Below are 1,436 nucleotides of genomic sequence, written 5' to 3' on the forward strand. Positions count from 1 at the left end.
CAATGCCGGTGACTTAGATGTCCTGCGTTCGTTGGTTGTGGTGTGGCGAGGGTGGGGCAGGTCAAGTCGCCTGCGGGTGAGCGTTTGTCGGACCGGATTGCCATCGGGGTGCTGACGCGGGCGTTTCCGCCGCAGGTGGTCGACGAGGTGGTCGCGGAGACCGGGCGGGGCGAGCAGCGCAGTCGTCTGCTGCCGGCCCGGGTGGTCGTGTACTTCGTGCTGGCGATGTGTCTGTTCTTTGGGCAGTCGTATGAGGAGGTGGCGCGGCTGCTGGGCGCGGGTCTGGGCGACGCGGGGCGGTCGTGGCGGGTGCCGACGACCGCCGCGATCGGGCGGGCGCGTCGGCGTCTGGGCGTGGAGCCGTTGAAGATGTTGTTCGCGCGGGTGTGCCGTCCGGTGGCGGTGGCGGAGACGGCGGGTGCCTGGTATCGGCGGTGGCGTCTGGTGGCAGTGGACGGCACGACCCTGGATCTCGCGGACACAGCGGAGAACGACAGATTCTTCGGCCGTCCGGGCTCGGGGCGGGGGACGGGTGCGTTCCCGCAGGCCAGGGTGGTGGCGTTGGCCGAGTGCGGGACGCACGCGGTGTTCGGTGCGGCTGTCGGGCCGTTGTCGGTGAGTGAGCCGGTGCTGTCCCGGCAGCTGTTCACCGGCCTGCGGGCGGGGATGCTGCTGCTGGCTGACCGGGGCTTTTATGGGTTCGAGCTGTGGCAGGCCGCCCGGGCCACCGGCGCGGACCTGCTGTGGCGGATGCGTAAGAGCGCGGCTCTGCCCGTGGTGCAGGTCCTGGCCGATGGCTCCTACCTCAGCACCGTCCATGCCGAGTCGGACCGCAAGAGCCGCCGCAACCCGGTGGTCGTCCGCGTGGTCGAGTACACCCTTGCCCGCAACGGCGATGCCACCGTCTACCGTCTGCTGACCACCTTGCTCGACCCTGAGCAGGCACCGGCGAAGGAGCTGGCCGCGCTCTACGCCCAGCGGTGGGAGATCGAGACCACGCTGGACGAGATCAAGACCCACCAGCGCGGCCCGAAGCTCGTCCTGCGCTCGAAATACCCCTGGGGCGTGGAGCAGGAGATCTACGGCTTCCTCCTGGTGCATCACGCCATCCGGCAGCTGATGCACCAGGCCGCCACCGGCCAGGGTCTTGACCCCGACCGGCTCTCCTTCACCCGGTCCCTGCGGATCGTGCGCCGCCAGGTCCCGGCCCAGGCGGCGTTTTCCCCCCGGCCGACTCGCCCGGGCCCTCACCCGCACCCTGGCTGAGATCACCGAACGTCTGCTGCCCCCACGCCGCCGCCGAACCTGCCCCCGAGTGATCAAACGCAAGATGTCCAACTGGCCACTCAAACGGGCCGAGCACCGCAACTGGCTACCACCCGCACCGGACGCGGTGACCATCACGCGGCAAGGCACAAGCTAAGTCACCGGCATTG

1 protein-coding gene is annotated in these 1,436 nt (G+C 69.8%); it reads left to right on the forward strand.

The features are described 5' to 3' along the window. Nucleotides 1-42: 42 nt before the first annotated feature. Nucleotides 43-1,266 carry an IS4 family transposase gene (locus ABZ478_RS39250; protein WP_359557579.1) on the forward strand — a complete coding sequence of 408 codons (1,224 nt, stop codon included), beginning with the start codon at nucleotides 43-45 and terminating at the stop codon, nucleotides 1,264-1,266. The last annotated feature ends 170 nt before the right edge of the window (nucleotides 1,267-1,436 follow it).

The organism is Streptomyces sp. NPDC005706 (genome assembly GCF_040631045.1).
Classification (GTDB): Bacteria; Actinomycetota; Actinomycetes; order Streptomycetales; family Streptomycetaceae; genus Streptomyces.